Below are 15,175 nucleotides of genomic sequence, written 5' to 3' on the forward strand. Positions count from 1 at the left end.
AAGGCGCTACACGAAGTGAGCGTCCGACGGGGTGTTACTGATTTCGGTACGCGTCGTGGCAAGCTTTGCAGGTGCCGGCCGTGGAGGTAAAAGCGGTCTTCAGCGTATCGAGGTTGCCGGTTTTGGCGGCGGCGGCCAGCTTGGCGGTTTCAGCGACCAGCTTTTCATGGCCTTCCTTGAACTTGGCCTGCTCGGTCCAGATTTCGGGCTTGGCCTTGGTGTTGCCGCCCTTGTCGGTGCCGGGTGCGAAACCAGCCCACGGGAGCTTGGCCATGTCGGCCACGATATCGGCGTTCTCGGCAGCGACTTTGGCGTCGAAGGGAACACGGCCGTTGGCCATGGCGCCGACGCGGCCGAAATGCTGGGCCATGACAAACAGCGCGCTCTGGCGGTATTTGATGGCGTCTTCCGGTTTGGCGAACTGCGCGGAGGCCGGGGCGGCCATGGCCGCCAGGGTGGCGGCCGCTGCGATGCTGGCGAAAAATTTCATGGTTTTCCTCGTGAGGTTTTTTTAGGATATGGTCGATGACGGGCCATGGCAGCGTGCTGGGCCTGCTGCCATGTGGCTGAGTTTAGCCAAGCCTGATAAGTTCCGCAGGAACTTATGCACTACGGGAAAGCACCAAGCCTGCAGCGGGACGGCCACGGACAATGCCTTGCATAAAACAACCCACATGAACGAGGAGTGAGCGTGTACACCAATAAAAATCTTCACAAGGTGCGAGTGTGGGACCTGCCCACGCGGGTTTTCCACTGGGCGCTGGTGGCCTGCGTCATCGGCCTGGCCATCACCGGCACCGTGGGCGGCAACGCCATGGTCTGGCACTTCCGCTTCGGCTACACGGTGCTGGCCTTGTTGCTGTTTCGCATCGTGTGGGGCCTGGTGGGTGGGCGCTGGTCCCGTTTTGGTGCGTTCATTTATGCGCCGCAAAGCGTCATCAACTACCTCAAGGGCCAGGGCAAGCCCGAGCACGGTATCGGCCACAGCCCGATAGGCGCGGGGTCGGTGTTCGCCATGCTGGGTTTCCTGGTGGCACAGGTCGGCACGGGGCTGCTCAGCGACGACGAGATCGCTTTTGCCGGCCCGCTGACGCGCTTTGTCTCCAACGCCACGGTCAGCCTGACGACCAACTACCACAAGAACATCGGCAAGTGGGTGCTGCTGGCGCTGGTGCTGCTGCACATCGCGGCCATCGTTTTTTACCTGAGCCGCAAGCACAACCTGGTGGGCGCCATGCTGCACGGCGACAAGGAGCTGGTGGTGCAGGCGCCGCCCTCGCGCGATGACACGGTGTCGCGTGTGGCGGCGGTGCTGATCCTCGCGGTTTGCGCCGGCGTGGCCTATTGGGTTTCGACGCTGGCGGCACCGGCTTTCTGAGGCTCCGCGGCAGGCCGGGGCCGGGCTTGCGCTGGCCGGCGACGGCGGCAAATCACGTTAAACTGGTTGTCGACCTTTCACCGCCGACCCCGTGCAGCGTCCTTCCATCCAGTTCATCACACCCGACTCGCCCGAAGAGCTGGCCGCCACGCGGCTGATCTTTCGCGAGTATGCCGAGCAGCTGGGCGTGGACCTGTGCTTCCAGAACTTTGAGGCCGAACTGGCCGAGCTGCCCGGTGAATACGATGAGCCCGAAGGCGCGCTGCTGCTGGCGCTGGTGGACGGTGAAGTCGCGGGCTGCTGCGCGCTGCGCGCGCTGGATTCGGTCGACTATCCCAATGCCGGTGAGATGAAGCGCCTTTATGTGCGCAAGCCCTTTCGCCGCCTCGGCCTGGGCCGCCAGCTTGCGGAGGCCATCCTGGACGCAGCGCGTGTGGCGGGTTACCACTCGGTGCTGCTGGACACGCTGGACGATATGGAGTCGGCGCGCGCGCTGTATGCCGAGCTTGGCTTTGCCGAGATCCCGCCCTACTATCACAACCCCATTGCGGGGGCGCATTACCTCAAGGTGGATCTCTAGGGCCCAACAAAAAGCCACCGGGCTTGCGCGCGGTGGCTTCCTGGCGAGGAGTCTCCTCTCAGCCCTTGGCTTGCGCCAGCAGCGTGGCCGCATCGCTGACTTCAAACTTGCCGGGGCCTTCCACATTGAGGCTGGCGACCTTGCCGTCCTTGACCAGCATGGAATAACGGTTGCTGCGCAGGCCCATGCCGCGCGCCGTCAGGTCCAGCGTCAGGCCCGCGGCTTTCGCAAAGTCGGCGCTGCCGTCGGCCAGCATGCGCACCTTGTCGCCGGTCTTTTGGTCGCGCGCCCAGGCGCCCATGACAAAGGCGTCGTTGACGCTCAGGCACCAGATCTCATCGACACCGGCGGCCTTGAACTCGGCGAATTTCTCCACATAACCGGGCACGTGCTTGGCCGAGCAGGTGGGCGTGAACGCGCCGGGCAGGGCAAACAGGGCAATGGTCTTGCCGGCCGAGGCCTTGGCCACGTCGACCGGGTTGGGGCCTATGCTGCAGCCGTTGCCTTCGACTTCGGAAAATTCCATCAGCGTGGTGGCAGGAAGGGTGTCGCCTACTTTGATCATGGTGTGCTCCTCTGAGAATAATGAAGGGGTTGGAAATCAACCCTCGAAGTGTAGTGCGGGGACGGCAAGCGTGCGCTCACTGTACGGAAACTGGCTCGCCTCTGAAGGTCATCTTCGGGGAAGCGGCACACAAACATCGGCAAGCACCGGCACAAACAAAAACGGCCCACCAAAGTGAGCCGTTTTTGAGAGAGTGACTTGACGCCAGCTCCAGGTAAACCTGGGACTTAAACGATCGCAGCCTTTTCGACCAGACGGGTTACAACCCAGTTCTTGGTCTTGGAGATCGGGCGGCTTTCGGTGATCTCGATCACGTCGCCCGTGTGGTACTCGCCCTTTTCGTCATGGGCGTGGTACTTGCTGGACAGGGACACGATCTTGCCGTAGAGCTCGTGCTTCACACGGCGCTCAACCAGGACCGTCACGGTCTTGGCGCGCTTGTCGCTCACCACCTTGCCGATCAAGGTGCGCTTGAGGGATTTTTTAGCTTCCGTCATTTTTTGGCTCCTTGCTTGACGATGGTTTCGGCCAGGATGGTCTTGGCGCGAGCGATGCTGCGACGCGTGGAACGCAGCGTGGAAGTGTTGGTCAGTTGCTGCGTGGCTTTTTGCATGCGCAGGCCAAAGTGGGCTTTTTGCAGCTCTTTGACTTCAGCTTTCAGGCCGGCAACGTCTTTTTGGCGCAGTTCAGTAGATTTGGTCATTGTCATTTCCCCTTACTGGCCGATCATGCGGCTGACGAAGGTGGTGCGCAGCGGCAGCTTGGCGGATGCCAGGCGGAACGCTTCGCGGGCCAGCTCTTCAGGCACACCGACGATTTCAAAGACGATCTTGCCGGGCTGGATTTCAGCCACGTAGTACTCCGGGTTACCTTTACCGTTACCCATACGCACTTCAGCGGGCTTTTGGGAAATCGGCTTGTCCGGGAAGACGCGGATCCAGATACGGCCGCCACGTTTGACGTGACGGGAAATCGCGCGGCGCGCGGCTTCAATTTGACGAGCAGTCAGGCGACCACGGTCGGTGCATTTGAGACCGAAGTCACCGAACGCAACCGAGGAACCCCGGGTTGCGACGCCGGTGTTGCGGCCTTTTTGCTCTTTGCGGTATTTTCTGCGAGCGGGTTGCAGCATTTTGATTCTCCGTTAATAGACCGATTACTCGGTCTTGGCACCGTCAGCTGCTGCAGCTGGCGCGGCTTTGCGGACGCGCTTAACGGTGGTTTTCGGGGCTTCGCTACCAGGGGTAGCTTCAGCCGGCTTGTCGCTTCCATCCGCCGGGGCGGTGTTGGTCGCGCCGCGCGGTGCGCGAGCACCACGGGGAGCGGGACGGTCGCTGCCTGGACGATCACCAGGACGCGCATCACGGCGGGGGCCGCGTGGTTTGCGTTCTTCGTCAGGCACTTCCACCATCTTGGCGCCGGGCGCATCGTTGCGGCCCAGCGTGTCGCCCTTGTAGACCCAGACCTTGACGCCGATCACACCATAGGTGGTCTTGGCTTCGGAGGTGCCGTAGTCGATGTCGGCGCGCAGGGTGTGAAGAGGCACGCGGCCTTCGCGGTACCACTCGCAGCGAGCGATTTCAATGCCGTTGAGGCGGCCGGACGACATGATCTTGATGCCCAGGGCACCCAGACGCATGGCGTTTTGCATGGCGCGCTTCATCGCACGGCGGAACATGATGCGTTTTTCAAGCTGCTGCGTGATGCTGTCGGCGATGAGCTTGGCATCAATTTCAGGCTTGCGAACTTCTTCGATGTTCACGGCGACCGGCACGCCCAGCTGGCGGCTCAGTTCTTTCTTGAGGTTCTCGATGTCCTCGCCCTTTTTGCCGATCACGACGCCCGGACGTGCCGAGAAGATCGTGATGCGGGCATTCTTGGCGGGGCGCTCGATCAGAACGCGCGAAACCGCTGCGTTCTTGAGCTTGGCCTTGAGGTACTCGCGAACCTTGATGTCTTCGGCCAGCATGCCGGCGAAGTCACGGTTGCTTGCGTACCAGCGGCTGGCCCAGTTGCGGCTAACTGCAAGGCGAAACCCGGTTGGGTTGATTTTTTGTCCCATATCCTGCTGCCTTTAGTTGCCAACTACCACGTACACATGGCACGTGGGTTTGCTGATGCTGTTGCCGCGGCCTTTTGCGCGCGCGGAGAAACGCTTGAGCGTGGCGCCTTGTTCGACGTAGATGGTTTTCACCTTCAGTTCGTCGATATCGGCACCATCGTTGTGTTCAGCGTTGGCGATGGCGGACTCAACAACCTTCTTGATGATTCCAGCAGCTTTTTTCTGCGTGAAATTCAGGATGTTGAGGGCTTGATCCACTTTCTTGCCGCGGATCAGGTCAGCGACCAGACGGCCTTTGTCGACCGACAGACGAACGCCCCGGAGGGTTGCACGTGTTTCCATGGTCTTTCCTTACTTTCTCACAACTTTTTTATCAGCCGGATGACCTTTGAAAGTCCGGGTGAGTGCGAACTCGCCCAGCTTGTGGCCAACCATTTGATCGGTGATGTAGACAGGCACGTGCTGCTTGCCGTTGTGCACGGCGATGGTCAGGCCGATGAACTCGGGCAGGATCATGGAGCGACGCGACCAGGTCTTGATCGGCTTTTTGTCCTTGTTGGTAACGGCCTTGTCGGCTTTTGCTACCAAATGATGGTCGACAAACGGACCTTTTTTGAGTGAACGTGTCATGGGTTAGCCTTACTTCTTGCGACGCGAAACAATCATCACTTGCGTGCGCTTGTTGTTGCGGGTGCGGTAGCCCTTGGTCAGGTTACCCCATGGATCGACAGGATGGCGGCCTTCGCCGGTCTTGCCTTCACCACCGCCGTGCGGGTGGTCAACCGGGTTCATCACCACACCGCGAACGGTCGGGCGAATACCCATCCAGCGCTTCACACCGGCCTTGCCGAGGCGGCGCAGGCTGTGTTCTTCGTTGGCGACTTCACCGATGGTGGCGCGGCACTCGATGTGGATCTTGCGAACTTCACCGGAGCGCATACGCACCTGGGCGTAGGTACCTTCGCGGGCCAGCAGCGTTGCCGAGGTGCCGGCGGAGCGGGCGATTTGCGCGCCCTTGCCGATTTGCATCTCGATGCAATGGATGGTGGAACCCACGGGAATGTTGCGGATGGGCAGCGTGTTGCCGGCGCGAATCGGGGCTTCCGAACCGCTCACCAGCGTGGCGCCGACTTCAAGGCCGCGGGGGGCGATGATGTAGGTGCGCTCGCCGTCGGCGTAGCAGAGCAGGGCAATGTGGGCGGAACGGTTGGGGTCGTACTCGATGCGTTCGACCTTGGCCGGAATGCCGTCCTTGTTGCGCTTGAAGTCCACCACACGGTAGTGGTGCTTGTGACCGCCGCCTTTGTGGCGCGTCGTGATGTGCCCGTTGTTGTTACGGCCGGCCTTCTGGAATTGCGGTTCCAGCAGCGGCGCGTAAGGCTCACCCTTGTGCAGGTGATCCCGGGAGATCTTCACCATCCCGCGCATGCCGGGGGAGGTGGGTTTCATTTTAATGACAGCCATTACGCAGTCTCCCCGCCGAGGTTGAGCTCTTGACCGGGCTTGAGCGTCACATAGGCCTTGCGAACGTTGTCGCGGCGGCCGATGGACTTGCCAAAGCGCTTGGTCTTGCCCTTGATGTTGAGAACGGCGACCGACTGGACGTCCACCTTGAACATCAACTGCACAGCGGCCTTGATTTCAAATTTGGTGGCATCCTGCAGCACCTTGAAGGTCACGGCATTGGTCTTGTCGGCGATCATGGTGGCCTTTTCGGACACGATGGGCGCGACCAGGACCTGCATCAGGCGGCCTTCGTCGAATTTCAGTTTTGGAGAAGATGGGTTACGGGCGCTCATGCGAACATCTCCTTGAGTTGGTCCATGGCGGCCTTGGTGACCAGAACCTTCTTGTAGTGGACCAGCGACACCGGATCGGCGTAACGGGGCTCAACCACGAGGATGTTCACCAGGTTGCGGGAAGCCAGGTACAGGTTTTCATCGACTTCATCAGCGATGACCAGCACCGAGTTGAGATTCATGGCCTTGAACTTGTCGGCCAGGACCTTGGTCTTGGGCGAATCCACGGTCAGGGAGTCAACCACAGCCAGGCGGCCTTCACGGGCCAGCTGCGAGAGGATGGACGCCATACCGGCGCGGTACATCTTCTTGTTGATCTTCTGCGTGAAGTTTTCGTCAGGCATGTTCGGGAAGATACGACCGCCGCCGCGCCACAGGGGCGAAGACGTCATACCGGCACGTGCGCGACCGGTGCCCTTTTGTTTAAAAGGCTTCTTGGTCGAGTGACGAACCTGCTCACGGTCCTTCTGGGCACGGGTGCCTTGGCGGGCGTTGGCCTGGAAGGCCACGACCACCTGGTGAACCAGGCTTTCGTTGTATTCGCGACCAAACACGGTATCGGGCACGTCCACTTTGGACGAGGCCAGACCTTGGTCATTCAGGAGTTCGACCTGCATCAGTTCGCTCCTTTAGCAGCGTTGGCGGGCTTGGCCTTGATCGCGGCGCGAACCGTGACAAAACCACCTTTGGAACCAGGCACAGCGCCGCGGATCATGAGCAGCTGACGGGCTTCGTCGATGCGCACGATATTGAGGTTTTGCGTGGTCACGGTGACGTCGCCCAGATGGCCCGTCATGCGTTTGCCGGGAAACACGCGGCCGGGATCCTGCGCCATACCGATGGAGCCGGGAACGTTGTGCGAACGGCTGTTACCGTGCGACGCGCGCTGCGAGCTCATGTTGTGGCGCTTGATGGTGCCTGCGTAGCCTTTACCGATGGAGGTGCCCTGCACGTCCACCAGCTGGCCCACGGCAAACACGTCGGCTGCGGGCACAACGGTGCCGGCGGCATACTTGCCTGCGACGTCGGGCGTCACGCGGAATTCTTTCAGGATTTCACCAGCTTCAACGCCTGCTTTCGCAAGGTGGCCGGCGGCCGGCTTGGTCACGCGCGATGCTTTGCGTGCGCCAAATGCCACTTGAAGGGCATCGTAGCCGTCATTTGCTTCGGTTTTAACCTGGGTCACGCGGTTGTTGGATACATCCACCACGGTGACAGGAACTGTGTCCCCATCATCCGTGAACAGACGCATCATGCCAACTTTGCGGCCCAGCAACCCGAGGGAGTTGCTCAGACTCATGATGTGTTCTTTCGTAACTTTCACCGCTGCGACTTCAATTGGCCGCAGACGTTTTGATGTGAAAGACAGTTAATAAAACCGTCCAATCCATACCGGCAACAAAGCCAATATGCAATGGACAGCCCAAGAGTATAGCCCAGGCTGCCAAAAATGGCAAACCTGGGCTAAAACCTGTCGATTTGGGGCCCGGCTTGTGGCCGAAACCCCGATTTTTCGCTTACTGCAGCTTGATTTCGACGTCCACGCCGGCCGGCAGGTCGAGCTTCATCAGGGCGTCCACGGTTTTGTCCGTGGGGTCCACGATGTCCATCAGACGCTGGTGGGTGCGGATTTCCAGCTGGTCGCGGCTCGTCTTGTTGACGTGGGGCGAACGCAGGATGTCGAAACGCTTCATGCGGGTTGGCAGGGGCACGGGGCCCTTGACAATCGCGCCGGTGCGCTTGGCGGTGTCAACGATTTCAGCTGCCGACTGGTCGATCAGCTTGTAGTCAAACGCCTTCAGGCGGATGCGGATTTTTTGCTTGGTGGCCATGGTAATTCCTTGGTTTTTTCAGAATTACGCAATGATCTTGGCCACGACGCCGGCGCCGACGGTCTTGCCGCCCTCACGGATGGCGAAGCGCAGGCCTTCTTCCATGGCGATCGGGTTGATCAGCTTGACGGTGATCGACACGTTGTCGCCAGGCATGACCATTTCCTTGCCTTCTGGCAACTCGATCGCGCCGGTCACGTCCGTCGTGCGGAAGTAGAACTGGGGACGGTAGTTGTTGAAGAAAGGCGTGTGGCGGCCGCCCTCGTCCTTGCTCAGAACGTAGATCTCGCCGGTGAAGTGCGTGTGCGGCTTGATGGAGCCGGGCTTGCACAGCACCTGGCCGCGCTCGACGTCTTCACGCTTGGTGCCGCGCAGCAGGATACCGACGTTGTCGCCGGCCTGGCCCTGGTCCAGCAGCTTGCGGAACATTTCCACGCCGGTGCAGGTGGTCTTTTGCGTGTCCTTGATACCGACGATTTCGATTTCCTCGCCGACCTTGATCACRCCGCGCTCGACACGGCCGGTCACGACGGTGCCGCGGCCGGAGATGGAGAACACGTCTTCCACGGGCATCAGGAAGGCGCCGTCAACAGCGCGCTCTGGCAGGGGGATGTAGGTGTCCAGGGCTTCGGCGAGCTTGAAGATCGCGCCTTCGCCGAGTTCGCCCTTGTCGCCTTCCATGGCCAGCTTGGCCGAGCCGTGGATGATGGGGGTCTTGTCGCCGGGGAAGTCGTACTTGTCCAGCAGTTCGCGCACTTCCATTTCAACGAGYTCGAGCAGTTCGGCRTCGTCGACCATGTCGCACTTGTTCAGGAACACGATGATGTAAGGRACACCCACCTGGCGGGCCAGCAGGATGTGCTCRCGGGTCTGGGGCATGGGGCCGTCAGCGGCCGAGCACACCAGGATCGCGCCGTCCATCTGGGCGGCGCCGGTGATCATGTTYTTCACATAGTCGGCGTGGCCGGGGCAGTCCACGTGCGCGTAGTGGCGATTGGCCGTTTCGTATTCGACGTGGGCGGTGTTGATCGTGATACCGCGCGCTTTTTCTTCCGGTGCCGCGTCAATTTGGTCGTAGCCCTTGGCTTCGCCGCCGAACTTCGATGCCAGAACGGTCGTGATCGCCGCCGTCAGCGTCGTCTTGCCATGGTCCACGTGGCCAATCGTGCCTACGTTGACGTGCGGCTTGGTCCGCTCAAATTTGCCTTTTGCCATTTTTCTCTCCAGATAAAGAACATGCCCGTGTACGGTTTAACGTCTGCACTGTGTTGCTGGTTCGCTTCGCACGGGTACAAAGCGGCACACAATCGCAGACAAGAAAAAAAGCCGCCGGCCCACATGGGACCGGCAGCCGGGGTTACTTACTTGGCGCGGGCAGCCATGATGGCTTCCGACACGTTGCGCGGAGCTTCAGAGTAGTGCTTGAACTCCATGGAGTACGTTGCACGGCCCTGCGACATCGAACGCAGCGTGGTCGAATAACCGAACATTTCCGACAGCGGCACTTCGGCCTTGATGGCCTTGCCGCCACCGACCATGTCTTCCATGCCCTGCACCATGCCGCGGCGTGAGGACAGGTCGCCCATCACGTTGCCGGCGTAGTCTTCAGGCGTTTCGACTTCCACAGCCATCATCGGCTCCAGAATCACGGGGCCGGCCTTCTTGCAGCCTTCCTTGAAGCCGAAGATGGCAGCCATCTTGAAGGCCAGTTCGTTCGAGTCCACGTCGTGGTACGAACCGAAGTGCAGCGTGACCTTGACGTCGACCACGGGGTAGCCGGCCAGCACGCCAGACGTGACGGCTTCGTTGATGCCCTTTTCCACGGCGGGGATGAATTCACGGGGAACCACACCGCCCTTGATGGCGTCGACGAACTCGATGCCCTTGCCGGCTTCGTTGGGTTCGATCTTGAGCACAACGTGGCCGTACTGACCCTTACCGCCGGACTGGCGCACAAACTTGCCTTCGGCTTCTTCCACGGTCTTGCGGATGGTTTCGCGGTAGGCCACCTGGGGTTTGCCCACGTTGGCTTCCACGCCGAATTCGCGCTTCATGCGGTCGACAATGATTTCCAGGTGCAGCTCGCCCATACCGGCGATGATGGTCTGGCCGGATTCTTCGTCGGTCTTGACGCGGAAAGAAGGATCTTCCTGCGCCAGGCGCTGCAGGGCGATGCCCATTTTTTCCTGGTCGGCCTTGGTCTTGGGTTCCACGGCCTGTGCAATCACGGGCTCGGGGAAGACCATGCGCTCGAGCATGACGATGGCATCGGGATCGCACAGCGTTTCGCCGGTGGTCACGTCTTTGAGGCCCACGCAGGCGGCGATGTCGCCGGCGCGGATTTCGCTGACTTCTTCACGGTTGTTGGCGTGCATCTGCACGATACGGCCGATACGCTCTTTCTTGCCCTTGACCGGGTTGTAGACGCTGTCGCCCTTTTTCAGGACGCCGGAATACACGCGCACAAAGGTCAGCTGGCCCACGAACGGGTCAGTCATCAGCTTGAAGGCCAATGCGGAGAACTTTTCTTCGTCATCGGCCTTGCGGAACACAGGCGCTTCGTCTTCGTCGGTGCCGCTCACGGGCGGAATGTCCAYGGGCGAAGGCATGAATTCGATCACGGCGTCCAGCATGCGCTGCACGCCCTTGTTCTTGAAGGCGGAGCCGCAGTACATCGGCTGGATTTCGCTGGCGATGGTACGCGTGCGGATGCCCAGCTTGATTTCGTCTTCGGTCAGGTCGCCCTCTTCGAGGTACTTGTTCATGAACTCTTCAGACGCCTCGGCAGCAGCCTCGACCATCTTCTCGCGCCACTCCTTGGCGGTCGCCACCAGCTCAGCGGGAATCTCGCTGTAGGTGAACTTCATGCCCTGGGACGCTTCGTCCCAGATGATGGCCTTCATCTTGATCAGGTCGACCACGCCGGTGAAGTTTTCTTCGGCGCCGATGGGGATCACCATGGGCACGGGGCTGGCCTTCAGGCGCAGCTTCATCTGCTCAACGACCTTGAAGAAGTTCGCGCCGGTGCGGTCCATCTTGTTGACGAACGCAAGGCGAGGAACCTTGTACTTGTTGGCCTGGCGCCAGACGGTTTCGGACTGGGGCTGAACGCCGCCCACGGCGCAGTACACCATGCAGGCGCCGTCAAGCACGCGCATGGAACGCTCCACCTCGATGGTGAAGTCCACGTGGCCAGGGGTGTCGATGATGTTGATGCGGTGCTCGGGCAGGGACGTGTCCATGCCGCGCCAGAAGCAGGTGGTGGCGGCGGAGGTAATCGTGATGCCACGCTCCTGCTCCTGCTCCATCCAGTCCATGGTCGCTGCGCCGTCGTGCACTTCACCAATCTTGTGGTTCACGCCGGTGTAAAAAAGGATCCGCTCGGTGGTGGTGGTCTTGCCGGCGTCGATGTGCGCGGAGATACCAATGTTGCGGTAGTTTTGAATGGGGGTAGCGCGGGACATAAATTACTTTCAGTTCGGGGTTACGAACAAAGACTCGTTGAAAGACTGCCCGGCACCCGGACATCCTTCATTTCTTCTACGCGTCTGCCTGCAGGGAATCATGTTGTGCACGACACCCGGCTGGCAGAAACTGGGGCTGAACCGCCGGCGATCAAGGTGGCTCACACCTTCAAATCACCCGGCAACCCCTCAATTCAGCGCAGCAAATACTGCGCTCAACAATCAGAAGCGGAAGTGGCTGAATGCCTTGTTGGCTTCTGCCATGCGGTGAACTTCGTCACGCTTTTTCATGGCGCCGCCACGGCCTTCGGTCGCTTCCATCAGCTCATTGGCCAGGCGCAGCGACATGGACTTCTCGCCGCGCTTCTTGGCGGCTTCCTTGAGCCAGCGCATGGCCAGGGCCATACGGCGGACAGGACGCACTTCAACCGGCACCTGGTAGTTGGCGCCGCCGACGCGGCGGGACTTCACTTCAACCATGGGCTTGATGTTGCCGATGGCCATGTGGAAGGCCTCGAGCGGATCTTTGCCGGGGTTCTTTTTCTCGATAAAGTCGAGCGCGCCATAAATGATGCGCTCTGCGACGGCCTTCTTGCCGCCTTGCATGATCACGTTCATGAACTTGGCGAGATCAACATCGCCAAATTTCGGATCAGGAAGAATTTCACGTTTAGGGACTTCGCGACGACGTGGCATTTTTTCACCTCTTTGCTTCAGTTGGCATTGCCCAGACATCCTATCTTTGCAACACCGCGAGAGTTATCAAAACCCTCACTTACTCGACCGGTGCAACCATTTGCACTTGGGTCACTTCGTTTCAAACACCTGCCAGGGCGAATGAAACACCTGTTTTTTGAAGAACTATCACAGACTTTCGTGACAGCATCCTCTGGCGCGAGCTCTCAATGAAGAGACAACCCGAGCCGATTGGCTTATTTGGCCTTTGGCTTCTTCGCACCGTACTTGGAGCGCGACTGCTTGCGGTCTTTCACGCCTTGCAAGTCGAGCGAACCACGGACGATGTGGTAACGCACACCGGGCAAGTCCTTGACACGACCGCCGCGAACCAGCACCACGCTGTGTTCCTGCAGGTTGTGGCCTTCGCCGCCGATGTAGGAGATGACCTCAAAACCGTTGGTCAGGCGCACCTTGGCGACCTTACGCAGAGCGGAATTGGGCTTTTTAGGCGTCGTGGTGTACACACGGGTGCACACACCGCGGCGCTGCGGGGAATTTTCCATCGCAGGGCTCTTGGACTTGATCTTTTCGACCTCGCGCCCCTGACGGACTAACTGATTAATGGTTGGCATTGAAAACGTCCCTAAACGTCTGAAAACTGATTTACCGTGTTGATACGGGCACAAATATTTCCCGCCGTGAAAGCGGAAAAGCCTTCTAGTATAAACCGGTTGGGGGAAACGCTCAAGCAAAAGGCGGAAAGCGCCAGGCCATGCCTGCGCGCGCAGGGCAAGGCTAGCAGGCCTTTTCGGGGTTTTGACACTCCGCCGGGCTCAAACCACCGAGAATGTTAGTGCACACTCCCGATTTTCGGCCTGCCTTATTTGATCCAAAGCCGGATGGCATCCCAGGCACGGCCCAGAATGCCGGCTTCTTCCACCGCCTCCAGGGCCACCAGCGGCACCTCGGCCACCGGCGCCGGGTTGTCGCCCAGCATGACCTTGAGCGTGCCGACCGCCTGCCCTTTGGCAAAAGGAGCGACTAGCGGGTCCGGCCGGGCCACCTGGGTTTTGACCTTGGGCGCGCTACCGGCGGCCACGGCCACCACGATGGCCTGGGGCCGGCCCAGCTTCACGGTGGACGACTTGCCCTTCCAGACGGATGGCGCGACCACGGCCTGGCCGGCGTCAAACAGCTTGACGGCTTCATAGGCGGTGTAGCCCCAGTTGAGCAGCTTTTGCGACTCGTTGGCGCGGGCGCTGTCGCTGGTCGTGCCCAGCACAATGGCCAGCAGGCGCCGTCCGCCCGGCGCGCCGGCCGCGCCCAGGTTGGGGAAGTCGCGCTTGGCCGTGGCGATCATGCAGTAGCCGGCGGCGTCGGTGTGGCCGGTTTTGAGGCCGTCCACCGTCGGGTCACGAAACAGCAAAGTGTTGCGGTTGGTGTCGTTGGCGGCCGGCGTGCCGGGGTAGCGGTACTTCTTGATGGCCGAGTAGCCGATGTAGTCGGGGAAATCCGTCATCAGCCGCGTGGCCAGGATGCTCAGGTCACGCGCCGTGGTGGTGTGGCCCACCTCGGTCAGGCCTTCGGGATTCCTGTAGGACGTCGATTTCATGCCCAGCGCCTTGGCCTGCTCGTTCATGAGCTGCACAAAATGCTCGGCCGTGCCGCCCACGCCCTCGGCCAGCGCCATGGTCGCGTCGTTGCCCGACTGCACCACCATGCCCTTGATGAGGTCCTCGACGGGCACCTGCATTTTCGGGTCTATGAACATGCGCGAACCCGGCATTTTCCAGGCGCGCTCGCTGACGCCGAAGGTCTGCTTCAGGTCGATCTTCTTGGATTTGAGGGCGTCGAAGACCAGGTATTCGGTCATCAGCTTGGTCAGCGAGGCCGGCTCGACCGGGGAATCGATGTCCTTGGCGGCCAGGATCTGGTTGGCGGTGATGTCCAGCAGCAAATACGAACGCGCGGCGATTTCAGGCGCTTGCGGCACCTGGGCGTGCGCCTGGGGCAGCACCGCGGAGAAAGCCAGGAGGGCGGCGGCGAAGGCGCGCAGGCCGGCGGCCGGGCGGAAAGCCTTGAATGAAAGGTGCATGGGGTATCGCTGAAAAGTAGGAATTTAAAAAAACAAAAAGCCTGGCGGCGTGGGTCAGGCTGAAGGCGAGGACAGGTGGCGGACCACGAGATTTTTCAACAGGGGCAATTGTCCATGAAAGAAATGGCCGCCCCCGGGCACAACCGTAACAGGCAGTGCCTGCGGGCGCGCCCAGTCCAGCACGGCCGACAGCAGCACGGTGTCGTCCTGCTCGCCATGCACCACCAGGGTTTTGAGGTGCGCGGCCGGGTCAATCGGCGCGGCCGGCGCGCGGCTCACGCTGGTGCCGACCAGCACCAGCTTCTCGATAGTGCGTCCGGCGGCCAGGCGCTGGAAGGCATGCGTGGTCACAAAAGCGCCGAAGGAGAACCCGGCAAGCGCCAGCGTCTGCCCAGCACTCGCCGGCGCGGCGTGCTCCACCACCGCCAGCAGGTCCTCGAGCTCGCCCCGGCCTTCGTCGTGGCCGCCCGCGCTACCGCCCACACCGCGAAAGTTAAAGCGCACAGCCGTCCAGCCACAGTGCACAAAAGCCCGCGCCAGCGTCTGCACCACCTTGTTGTCCATGGTGCCGGCAAACAGCGGATGCGGGTGCGCGATGACCGCCACGCCGCGCGAATCGCCAGCGGGAAGGTCCAGCGCGATTTCCAGCGCGCCCGCCGGGCCCTGGATGATGGATTTTTGGGTTTGGGAGTTCACGAAAACCGCTTTCTTCAATCGGAAGG

The 15,175-nt window shown here is 60.8% G+C and carries 21 protein-coding genes; 2 read left to right on the forward strand and 19 right to left on the reverse strand.

What is annotated here, in order from left to right; translation table 11 throughout:
* Positions 1–34: 34 nt before the first annotated feature.
* Positions 35–490, reverse strand: a complete 456-nt coding sequence (locus tag AC1DUN_RS10090; RefSeq protein ID WP_477663916.1) for a c-type cytochrome — start codon at positions 488–490, stop codon at positions 35–37.
* 201 nt (positions 491–691) lie between these two features.
* On the opposite strand from AC1DUN_RS10090, the gene AC1DUN_RS10095 reads away from it, so the two are divergent.
* On the forward strand, positions 692–1,378 hold the full coding sequence (locus AC1DUN_RS10095) for a cytochrome b/b6 domain-containing protein (protein ID WP_477713840.1): 687 nt from the start codon (positions 692–694) through the stop codon (positions 1,376–1,378).
* Between the two features lie 91 nt (positions 1,379–1,469).
* On the forward strand, positions 1,470–1,958 hold the full coding sequence (locus tag AC1DUN_RS10100) for a GNAT family N-acetyltransferase (protein ID WP_477713841.1): 489 nt from the start codon (positions 1,470–1,472) through the stop codon (positions 1,956–1,958).
* 58 nt (positions 1,959–2,016) lie between these two features.
* On the opposite strand, the gene AC1DUN_RS10105 is transcribed toward AC1DUN_RS10100, so the two are convergent.
* The 18 genes from AC1DUN_RS10105 to AC1DUN_RS10190 all read right to left on the reverse strand — a co-directional run bounded on the left by AC1DUN_RS10105 (position 2,017) and on the right by AC1DUN_RS10190 (position 15,149).
* A complete protein-coding gene (locus AC1DUN_RS10105; RefSeq protein WP_007866529.1) occupies positions 2,017–2,523 on the reverse strand; it encodes a peroxiredoxin in 507 nt (168 codons plus the stop codon).
* 227 nt (positions 2,524–2,750) lie between these two features.
* Positions 2,751–3,020, reverse strand: a complete 270-nt coding sequence (gene rpsQ / locus AC1DUN_RS10110; RefSeq protein ID WP_007866526.1) for a 30S ribosomal protein S17 — start codon at positions 3,018–3,020, stop codon at positions 2,751–2,753.
* Positions 3,017–3,226 carry a 50S ribosomal protein L29 gene (gene rpmC / locus AC1DUN_RS10115; protein WP_007866523.1) on the reverse strand — a complete coding sequence of 70 codons (210 nt, stop codon included), beginning with the start codon at positions 3,224–3,226 and terminating at the stop codon, positions 3,017–3,019. Before rpmC ends, rpsQ begins: the two co-directional genes overlap by 4 nt.
* 12 nt (positions 3,227–3,238) lie before the next feature.
* On the reverse strand, positions 3,239–3,655 hold the full coding sequence (gene rplP, locus AC1DUN_RS10120) for a 50S ribosomal protein L16 (RefSeq protein WP_007866520.1): 417 nt from the start codon (positions 3,653–3,655) through the stop codon (positions 3,239–3,241).
* Positions 3,656–3,679: 24 nt separating this feature from the next.
* On the reverse strand, positions 3,680–4,585 hold the full coding sequence (rpsC, locus tag AC1DUN_RS10125; protein WP_007866518.1) for a 30S ribosomal protein S3: 906 nt from the start codon (positions 4,583–4,585) through the stop codon (positions 3,680–3,682).
* A gap of 12 nt (positions 4,586–4,597) precedes the next feature.
* Entirely contained in the window at positions 4,598–4,927 is a 330-nt protein-coding gene (rplV, locus tag AC1DUN_RS10130; RefSeq protein ID WP_007866508.1) for a 50S ribosomal protein L22, read from the reverse strand.
* Positions 4,928–4,936: 9 nt separating this feature from the next.
* Entirely contained in the window at positions 4,937–5,215 is a 279-nt protein-coding gene (rpsS, locus tag AC1DUN_RS10135) for a 30S ribosomal protein S19 (RefSeq protein WP_007866503.1), read from the reverse strand.
* 9 nt (positions 5,216–5,224) lie between these two features.
* Positions 5,225–6,049, reverse strand: coding sequence for a 50S ribosomal protein L2 (gene rplB, locus AC1DUN_RS10140; protein WP_074578631.1), 825 nt, complete (start codon positions 6,047–6,049; stop codon positions 5,225–5,227).
* A complete protein-coding gene (rplW, locus tag AC1DUN_RS10145; protein WP_007866498.1) occupies positions 6,049–6,384 on the reverse strand; it encodes a 50S ribosomal protein L23 in 336 nt (111 codons plus the stop codon). Before rplW ends, rplB begins: the two co-directional genes overlap by 1 nt.
* Positions 6,381–7,001: a 50S ribosomal protein L4 gene (rplD, locus tag AC1DUN_RS10150; protein ID WP_007866495.1), complete on the reverse strand. Its 621-nt coding sequence runs from the start codon at positions 6,999–7,001 to the stop codon at positions 6,381–6,383. The genes rplW and rplD overlap by 4 nt, the downstream gene beginning before the upstream one ends.
* Positions 7,001–7,684 (reverse strand): 50S ribosomal protein L3, encoded by a 684-nt coding sequence (rplC, locus tag AC1DUN_RS10155; protein WP_007866493.1) that lies wholly within the window; start codon positions 7,682–7,684, stop codon positions 7,001–7,003. The genes rplD and rplC overlap by 1 nt, the downstream gene beginning before the upstream one ends.
* A 217-nt stretch (positions 7,685–7,901) precedes the next feature.
* Positions 7,902–8,216 (reverse strand): 30S ribosomal protein S10, encoded by a 315-nt coding sequence (gene rpsJ / locus AC1DUN_RS10160; RefSeq protein WP_007838118.1) that lies wholly within the window; start codon positions 8,214–8,216, stop codon positions 7,902–7,904.
* A gap of 24 nt (positions 8,217–8,240) precedes the next feature.
* A complete protein-coding gene (tuf, locus tag AC1DUN_RS10165; protein WP_036840184.1) occupies positions 8,241–9,431 on the reverse strand; it encodes an elongation factor Tu in 1,191 nt (396 codons plus the stop codon).
* A gap of 146 nt (positions 9,432–9,577) precedes the next feature.
* A complete protein-coding gene (gene fusA / locus AC1DUN_RS10170; RefSeq protein WP_477713842.1) occupies positions 9,578–11,680 on the reverse strand; it encodes an elongation factor G in 2,103 nt (700 codons plus the stop codon).
* A gap of 222 nt (positions 11,681–11,902) precedes the next feature.
* Positions 11,903–12,376, reverse strand: coding sequence for a 30S ribosomal protein S7 (gene rpsG, locus AC1DUN_RS10175; protein ID WP_011481226.1), 474 nt, complete (start codon positions 12,374–12,376; stop codon positions 11,903–11,905).
* 236 nt (positions 12,377–12,612) lie between these two features.
* Positions 12,613–12,990 carry a 30S ribosomal protein S12 gene (gene rpsL, locus AC1DUN_RS10180; RefSeq protein ID WP_007851137.1) on the reverse strand — a complete coding sequence of 126 codons (378 nt, stop codon included), beginning with the start codon at positions 12,988–12,990 and terminating at the stop codon, positions 12,613–12,615.
* Positions 12,991–13,238: 248 nt separating this feature from the next.
* Positions 13,239–14,453 (reverse strand): D-alanyl-D-alanine carboxypeptidase family protein, encoded by a 1,215-nt coding sequence (locus AC1DUN_RS10185; protein ID WP_477713843.1) that lies wholly within the window; start codon positions 14,451–14,453, stop codon positions 13,239–13,241.
* A gap of 54 nt (positions 14,454–14,507) precedes the next feature.
* Positions 14,508–15,149 (reverse strand): alpha/beta hydrolase, encoded by a 642-nt coding sequence (locus AC1DUN_RS10190; RefSeq protein ID WP_477713844.1) that lies wholly within the window; start codon positions 15,147–15,149, stop codon positions 14,508–14,510.
* Positions 15,150–15,175 lie beyond the last annotated feature (26 nt).

The organism is Polaromonas sp. P4_F6 (assembly GCF_056401275.1).

Bases quoted from the DNA above. Each gene is read 5' to 3' on its own strand.
- AC1DUN_RS10090 (WP_477663916.1), bottom strand. From the start codon at position 490: ATGAAATTTTTCGCCAGCATCGCAGCGGCCGCCACCCTGGCGGCCATG.
- AC1DUN_RS10105 (WP_007866529.1), bottom strand. From the start codon at position 2,523: ATGATCAAAGTAGGCGACACCCTTCCTGCCACCACGCTGATGGAATTT.
- rpsQ (WP_007866526.1), bottom strand. From the start codon at position 3,020: ATGACGGAAGCTAAAAAATCCCTCAAGCGCACCTTGATCGGCAAGGTG.
- rpmC (WP_007866523.1), bottom strand. From the start codon at position 3,226: ATGACCAAATCTACTGAACTGCGCCAAAAAGACGTTGCCGGCCTGAAA.
- rplP (WP_007866520.1), bottom strand. From the start codon at position 3,655: ATGCTGCAACCCGCTCGCAGAAAATACCGCAAAGAGCAAAAAGGCCGC.
- rpsC (WP_007866518.1), bottom strand. From the start codon at position 4,585: ATGGGACAAAAAATCAACCCAACCGGGTTTCGCCTTGCAGTTAGCCGC.
- rplV (WP_007866508.1), bottom strand. From the start codon at position 4,927: ATGGAAACACGTGCAACCCTCCGGGGCGTTCGTCTGTCGGTCGACAAA.
- rpsS (WP_007866503.1), bottom strand. From the start codon at position 5,215: ATGACACGTTCACTCAAAAAAGGTCCGTTTGTCGACCATCATTTGGTA.
- rplB (WP_074578631.1), bottom strand. From the start codon at position 6,049: ATGGCTGTCATTAAAATGAAACCCACCTCCCCCGGCATGCGCGGGATG.
- rplW (WP_007866498.1), bottom strand. From the start codon at position 6,384: ATGAGCGCCCGTAACCCATCTTCTCCAAAACTGAAATTCGACGAAGGC.
- rplD (WP_007866495.1), bottom strand. From the start codon at position 7,001: ATGCAGGTCGAACTCCTGAATGACCAAGGTCTGGCCTCGTCCAAAGTG.
- rplC (WP_007866493.1), bottom strand. From the start codon at position 7,684: ATGAGTCTGAGCAACTCCCTCGGGTTGCTGGGCCGCAAAGTTGGCATG.
- rpsJ (WP_007838118.1), bottom strand. From the start codon at position 8,216: ATGGCCACCAAGCAAAAAATCCGCATCCGCCTGAAGGCGTTTGACTAC.
- rpsG (WP_011481226.1), bottom strand. From the start codon at position 12,376: ATGCCACGTCGTCGCGAAGTCCCTAAACGTGAAATTCTTCCTGATCCG.
- rpsL (WP_007851137.1), bottom strand. From the start codon at position 12,990: ATGCCAACCATTAATCAGTTAGTCCGTCAGGGGCGCGAGGTCGAAAAG.
- AC1DUN_RS10185 (WP_477713843.1), bottom strand. From the start codon at position 14,453: ATGCACCTTTCATTCAAGGCTTTCCGCCCGGCCGCCGGCCTGCGCGCC.